At 34.4% G+C, this 6,257-nt stretch carries 6 protein-coding genes and 1 pseudogene; 3 read left to right on the forward strand and 4 right to left on the reverse strand.

Going from position 1 to position 6,257, the window contains the following annotated elements; translation table 11 throughout:
* A pseudogene (locus JVV30_RS12610) lies at window positions 1-207 on the forward strand (hypothetical protein); the annotation flags it as partial.
* Window positions 208-321: 114 nt separating this feature from the next.
* Here JVV30_RS12610 and JVV30_RS13440 read toward each other — a convergent pair.
* Together JVV30_RS13440 and JVV30_RS12620 are read right to left on the reverse strand one after the other, a co-directional pair.
* Window positions 322-1,659 carry a KxYKxGKxW signal peptide domain-containing protein gene (locus JVV30_RS13440; protein ID WP_204194334.1) on the reverse strand — a complete coding sequence of 446 codons (1,338 nt, stop codon included), beginning with the start codon at window positions 1,657-1,659 and terminating at the stop codon, window positions 322-324.
* Between the two features lie 736 nt (window positions 1,660-2,395).
* The gene (locus JVV30_RS12620) at window positions 2,396-2,878 is read right to left on the reverse strand and encodes a GNAT family N-acetyltransferase (RefSeq protein WP_070855011.1); all 483 of its coding nucleotides are present in this window, start codon (window positions 2,876-2,878) and stop codon (window positions 2,396-2,398) included.
* A gap of 215 nt (window positions 2,879-3,093) precedes the next feature.
* Here JVV30_RS12620 and JVV30_RS12625 point away from each other — a divergent pair, with 215 nt between their 5' ends.
* Window positions 3,094-4,038 carry a hypothetical protein gene (locus JVV30_RS12625; RefSeq protein ID WP_204194335.1) on the forward strand — a complete coding sequence of 315 codons (945 nt, stop codon included), beginning with the start codon at window positions 3,094-3,096 and terminating at the stop codon, window positions 4,036-4,038.
* A gap of 126 nt (window positions 4,039-4,164) precedes the next feature.
* Here JVV30_RS12625 and JVV30_RS12630 read toward each other — a convergent pair whose 3' ends face one another.
* A complete protein-coding gene (locus tag JVV30_RS12630; RefSeq protein WP_204194337.1) occupies window positions 4,165-4,545 on the reverse strand; it encodes a hypothetical protein in 381 nt (126 codons plus the stop codon).
* 233 nt (window positions 4,546-4,778) lie between these two features.
* Between JVV30_RS12630 and JVV30_RS12635 the strand changes: the two genes are divergently transcribed.
* Complete coding sequence (locus JVV30_RS12635; RefSeq protein WP_070855013.1) at window positions 4,779-5,153, forward strand: MarR family winged helix-turn-helix transcriptional regulator; 375 nt, start codon at window positions 4,779-4,781, stop codon at window positions 5,151-5,153.
* An 80-nt stretch (window positions 5,154-5,233) separates the two neighbouring features.
* On the opposite strand, the gene JVV30_RS12640 is transcribed toward JVV30_RS12635, so the two are convergent.
* Window positions 5,234-5,884: an SDR family oxidoreductase gene (locus tag JVV30_RS12640; RefSeq protein WP_053030011.1), complete on the reverse strand. Its 651-nt coding sequence runs from the start codon at window positions 5,882-5,884 to the stop codon at window positions 5,234-5,236.
* Between the last annotated feature and the right edge of the window lie 373 nt (window positions 5,885-6,257).

The raw sequence follows: 6,257 nt of genomic DNA on the forward strand, positions 1-6,257 counted from the left end.
TCACTCACGCTTGTTGATGCTGATGCGCTCAATGATGTACTTGTACTTGTTGAATCACTCACGCTTGTTGATGCTGATGCACTTAATGATGTGCTTGTTTTTGTCGAATCACTTAATGATGTACTTGTCGATAAGCTCTTACTATTAGCAGTTGAAGTAGATGTACTTTCATTATTTGAAGTTACCACTGAAGTCGATGTCGATTGACTTGGTTCAAGATTTTTAATTGTTTGATTGTCACTAAAATAATTTAGTCTATAATCATTACCATCTTGATAAGCATACGGTGATACTGTAAACGATAGGTCTCCTGATTTATTATTAATAGGTACAGTAAAAGTNNACTTTTACTGTACCTATTAATGTTCCATTTAAATTGGTACTTGACCAAGTATATCCCCCATTCACTTTATTCAACGATGGAGTTGTTGTAGTCCCCGTATAATTACCATATGAATCGGAGTATCCTTGTGTTACGTTTGTGATATTGCCATAACCAGAACCTAATGTAATTAATGGTCTTTGTGGATGAGACATAAGCGTTGCTGTCTTTTTACTCACATTCGGCGTTTCAACACTATCAGTGGCAGGATTATCGTAAGTAAGTATATATTTAAATGTTACAGAACCATTTCCATTATTAGTCACTATTAATTTATAATAAATTGGCGTGTTATTTACTGAATCTGTACCACTACCTGTATATGTGTTAGTTTGACTAGTCGCTGCTGTTGTTGCTGCAAGTGTATTTACTGCCAATCTACTAAATGTTCTTAACTTAGTTGGACTTGTGGATGAACTTGTTGAATTAGTAGTAAATAAGGCAGATCCTAAATCTTCGTTTTTATTGCTTTCTGTAGTGTGCGTTGAAGATGTCACACTTTTTTGGGCATTATTTGACGCTAGTGATGCTTCAGTACGCGTACTTCCTTTTGAGTTATTCTCATTTGAGTTACTTAATGATTCTTTATTGCTACTTGAAGAAGTTTTATTACTTTTTTCTGATGTGCTGTTAGTAGAAGTGTCTTTTGCTAAAGAATTCGTACTGCTCTTTTTTTCTTCAGACGTACTTGTCTCTTTACTTTTATCACTATTCGATGTATTTCCAGAGTTCTTTTCAATTTGTTTTTCCGAAGAAGCAGCTTCTGACTTAGGTGCTTCTTGTTCCGAAGTAGACGTTGTACTCGTGGATGAATTAGCGTTAGATGCCTCTTTATTAGAAGTCGTTTCTACTGAATTCTTATTGCTTGTACTTTCTACAGTGCTTTTACTTGTTGATTCAGTAGACTCGGAAGTTTCTGATTTAGTAATCGCAGTTGATTGTTGATTTGCTACTGTTGCACTCGTTGATGAAATTTCTGAAGTCATAGGTGTCTCAGAAGCAGCATATGCCTGATGGTCATTAAGCATCGTAAAGGTAAAGGCCCCGCCTACTAATCCAGTTGCTCTCATAGCTTGTTTTTTTAATCGCTCATTATGATTTGTTTCTAAATTGCTAATTTCTTCTACATCTTTATTTAAGAATGGTAAACCCAACATTTTAAGTAGTTGAATTTCCTTAATACCCGCTTTAACCCATTGTTTTCCAGATTTATATAGTTTCACCCTTGCTTTTTCTTCACCAAAGGATCGTTTAAAATTTCTCTCTTTTTTCGACATAATACTCTCCTCTATTTTCCATTTACTTCCCCATCTACTAATTGACCACAATTAATTTGAATTTATGCTATTATATTACCCTTTACATGCAAATTGCAACAAAATTAGAGTTCATTTATATAAGGTTTTTCTATATTATATTGCGCAAAATTCAAAAGTATGCACGATTTATTCATTATTTTTATTTTCATTATTTTTGTTTCAATCAAATTATTACTTGATTAGTAAGTTTCTTTAAGATGAATCAGTTGTAATGCTTATTTATATATACTGGATTGGGATGATAATATTCATTTATTTGTATTTAAATTCATTTACTTAATCGGTATAACAATTTTGTAAGCACGACAGATCTATCGCTTTATTATTTCTTTGGTAATTAGAGCTATTTTTAAATTAAAAATAGGAAAAAACAAATTCTTCAGAACGAGTTTCTTCCTATTAAAATAGAGTTTTTGAATTTTTTAAGTTTTGATAATTATTATATTTCAAACAATACATAGTTGATTTGAAATTACTTTTTCGATGGGGTCCTTCATACAGTTGGTCAATTCAATAACAGTGTTTGTTATTTTTAACGAGGTCGCCTAGAGATGTTATGATAGACAAAACCATTAAAAAAATGGGCATACACAAATTGATTTCTATTGTGTGAAGCCCATAACGTATTATTTACTGAAGTACTACAAACCATATATATCTTCATATACTACTATATTCATTCTAAGACATCTAATTATACTTCTTTAACCATGTTATACCATTTTATACCCGCGTGTTGTGACGTTGACGCTCCTTCATTAATATAGCCGTAATGTTCATAAAAAGGCACTAATGCTTCGCGACAAGTTAGTGTTACGGCATGTCTTGAATGTTGTCTAGCCAAATTCTCAAATGCTTTTAATAATTGCCCGGCAATGCCCTGTCCTTGGCTACTTTTGCTAACAACTAATCCAAGTACACTAAGATAGCCACCATATTCAGGATTGCGCTCACTCGTTTCAAATAAGTCATCAGTTATATAACGTTGCGTAATCACAGGCCCATTAATATAGCCAAGAATTTGGCCGGCGTTTTCAGCTATGATGAATGTATCAGGTATTTTACCGATTCTCTCTTTTAATGCTTCTGATGTAGCTGCTTCATCAGATGTAAAGCCTTCATTTTCCAATTCAATCAGTGAAGACAGATCCGCTTCGGTTACTGCACGTAATTGCATCAAACATCCTCTCCTAGTTTAAAAAGTCGTATATATCGTAGCACAATAATGTGATGAATGCTTATATGACAAAACTGTCATTCAGTTGATAGAAGATATTAAGGTTGAATTTAAATTATTGTGTTAAGTTATAAATATACATATTTATGATATTTTTAATTATTAAATAATCATCTTTATGTATGAAGAATGCTATTTACTAGGGAGTGGATGAATTGATTAAAAGACGTTTTAAATATGCTTTCGGAACAACATTAGTAACATCATCACTATTACTTATGTCACATGGCCATGCTTTTGCAGCAACAAATAACATTGACCAAGCGTTCAATCACGATAATAATGGTCAACCTATAACATCTCAAGGTAGTAACAACAGTGTAGATCCTGGGTTTAACCACGATGTTGATGACAACAATGATACGGATCCTGGTTTCAACCATGATGTAACTAGTAACAATGACACTACGAACAATCAAGATAACAACAACGTAGATCCTGGGTTTAACCACGATGTTGATGACAACAATGATATTGATCCTGGTTTCAACCATGATGTAACTAGCAACAATGACACTACGAAGCATCAAGCTGAAGATAATGACATGGGCTTTAATGGTTATGCAGAGCAACACGGATTAGTTAATCCAACATCTAAGACAAACGCACAACAAGATCCAGATAAACATCAAGCTGAAGATAACGACATGGGATTCAATGGTTATGCAGAGCAACACGGGTTAGTTAATCAAACATCTAAGACGAACGCACAACAAGATCCAGATAAACATCAAGCTGAAGATAACGATATGGGATTCAATGGTTATGCAGAACAACACGGGTTAGTTAATCCAACATCTAAGACAAACGCACAACAAGATCCAGGTAAACATCAAGCTGAAGATAATGACATGGGATTCAATGGTTACGCAGAAAAGCATCATTTAGTTAAACAACAAGCGCAGTCACCACAATCACAAATGAATACACAACTTAGTAAACAAGCAACTCATTCTCAACAAGAAGCGAGTCAATCTTCATTACATCACGAATTACCTATGACGGGCGAACGCACTTCAACAACACCATTTGTTTACAGTATTTTAGCTTTTATATTAGGTGTAGGTGTAATTAGCCTTAGACGTCAACTTATGAAATAAACAATAACTATATTTTTCTAATTATCTGTTACTTTTATTACTAAAGCATTTCTTTTATGCATATGATAAGTAAAGAAGCTATCGCAATAGGTGGTCTCACCTAGCGATAGCTTCTTTTTTATAATTCTAAACTAATAAGAGTTTAATGCCTCTAATGATATTTTGAATGAATAAATACACACCGACTAAACCTAGTATAACGGCAACTACCCATGAACCAAATACAACCCAACTATCCATATTTGTTGAAGCATTGCCCATTAAGCTAGCAGATATCATCAATGCGAACGGCGCTAATGCAAAGCAAATCCAAGTTAAAATATGGTTGAACAACGCTTTACGTGCGTGGGTTGATACTGGTTGGTCAGCGATGATCCACATTACAATTGGTAATAGTACTGGTGCAAAGAATACGCTTAAATAACTAATAGACGATGCAATATTTTCATTTCTGCTACCGTAATCGTCGTCATGTCTGTAGTTATATTTGTCTTTTACATCTTCCATAATCACTCACCTCAATTATATGTAAACATATTTAACTTAAGATTTTTAGGGAGAAAGCCCAAAATTACAACTCTGTAAGTTTCGGGAGCGTTCAACTCATTTGTCTATCTAACGCTATTATGATTAACGCTACCAATGTTAAATTAATTATTTAGTTCATTATGTCGCTAGCTTATTTTATTTATTGTTATAATATTAAAAAATAGACTAAGAAATAAATGTGAGGCATAACTATGGCAAATGAATTAGTAAATGAATGGTTAGAATTTACATCCATATACAATAACGTTTCAAAGCAGTTAGAACACGATTTAATGTCTCACCATCATCTTGCATTAAAAGAATTCTATGTCTTAATGTATTTAGATTGTGCAGAACATCATCAATTACCGTTGAAAGTGTTACAAACGAAAGTTGGTCTGAGTCAAAGTGCAATGTCTAGATTAGCAACAAGAATGGAATCAAAAGATTGTGGTGTGATACGACGACAAGGTTGTAGTGAGGATAAACGTGATGTTTACGCTGCTATTACAGATAAAGGACGTCATTTCTATAACGAAGTTAAAGTCACTTTTGAAAATACCTTACGTGATGTGTTCAAATCATAACACGAAACCCATGGTAGCGAGATAACACTCATATCGCGTGCATTATCTCCCCCATGGGTTTCTCTATATTATAAACTATCTTATTTTAATTGTTCTAAGGCTTCTCTAATAGTAGTATCACCTGATTGAATATAGACCACTTGTTTATCTAATTGCGTTATATCTAATGCGTTGATTAATGTTGTTGCAACATCATCTCGTGGAATTGTGTAACCATTTGGGTCTCCTTCAATTGAGAAAGAAGCATCGATTTTGCCAGTACCTTCATCATCTTGTAATGGTCCTGGACGTACGATGGTATAATTCAAGTCTGATTGTTCAATATAGTAATCAGACATATGTTTGGCAACAGCGTAAGGTCTCATCACATCAGACTCGTTATCTGGGTCTGGACTATCTGTTGCACTTAATTGCACTAATTTTTTCACGCCATTTTTACTTGCTGCATCGACCACTTTTTTAGAACCCCAAAGGTCAACAAGAAGTGTCTTATCTGCGCCAGTACTTCCGCCCGAACCTGCAGCAAAGATAACAGCATCAACATTGTCAAACGCATTTGAAATGTCACCTTCTAAATCTGCTACAACTACTTTGTCAGCACCTGTATTTTCAAGTTCTGAAACTTGCGCTTCTTTACGTACTAACGCAACTGAACTATGTTCGGTATCTTTTAATTGTGCAATCACTTTACGTCCTACCGCACCATTTGCACCTACAACTAATACATTCATTCTATATCTCCTCTCTTTTTGAAGATACACACCCACATTCATGCATGTGCATGCATTTTATTAACTACTATATGTATTACCGACTCTCTATATTTTAAACATCTCTATATAAAAAGCGTCCGGGACAAAATTAATATAATGAAGCTATTTTGCAAATTCGCAGTAGCTGACTGAACTGAGAAGGCACTTAAATCAAGCTTTTCTCAGTTCTAGTCATCCTTGCGGGCGGGGCCCCAACAAAGAGAATTTCACTAAGAAATTCTACAAGCAAAGCAAGTTGGGAGTCGGGGCCCCAACACCAAAAATCACGAAAGTGATTTTAAAAGCTAAGCAAGTTGGGGTTACGACGAATTCAAATGTATTCTGTCACGCT

The sequence above is a fragment of the Staphylococcus sp. GDY8P47P genome (assembly GCF_016892225.1).
In the GTDB taxonomy this organism is placed as follows: domain Bacteria; phylum Bacillota; class Bacilli; order Staphylococcales; family Staphylococcaceae; genus Staphylococcus; species Staphylococcus borealis.

Coding starts and splice junctions, on each gene's coding strand:
- JVV30_RS12620 (WP_070855011.1), bottom strand. CDS start 2,878: ATGCAATTACGTGCAGTAACCGAAGCGGATCTGTCTTCACTGATTGAA.
- JVV30_RS12630 (WP_204194337.1), bottom strand. CDS start 4,545: ATGGAAGATGTAAAAGACAAATATAACTACAGACATGACGACGATTAC.
- JVV30_RS12635 (WP_070855013.1), top strand. CDS start 4,779: ATGGCAAATGAATTAGTAAATGAATGGTTAGAATTTACATCCATATAC.
- JVV30_RS12640 (WP_053030011.1), bottom strand. CDS start 5,884: ATGAATGTATTAGTTGTAGGTGCAAATGGTGCGGTAGGACGTAAAGTG.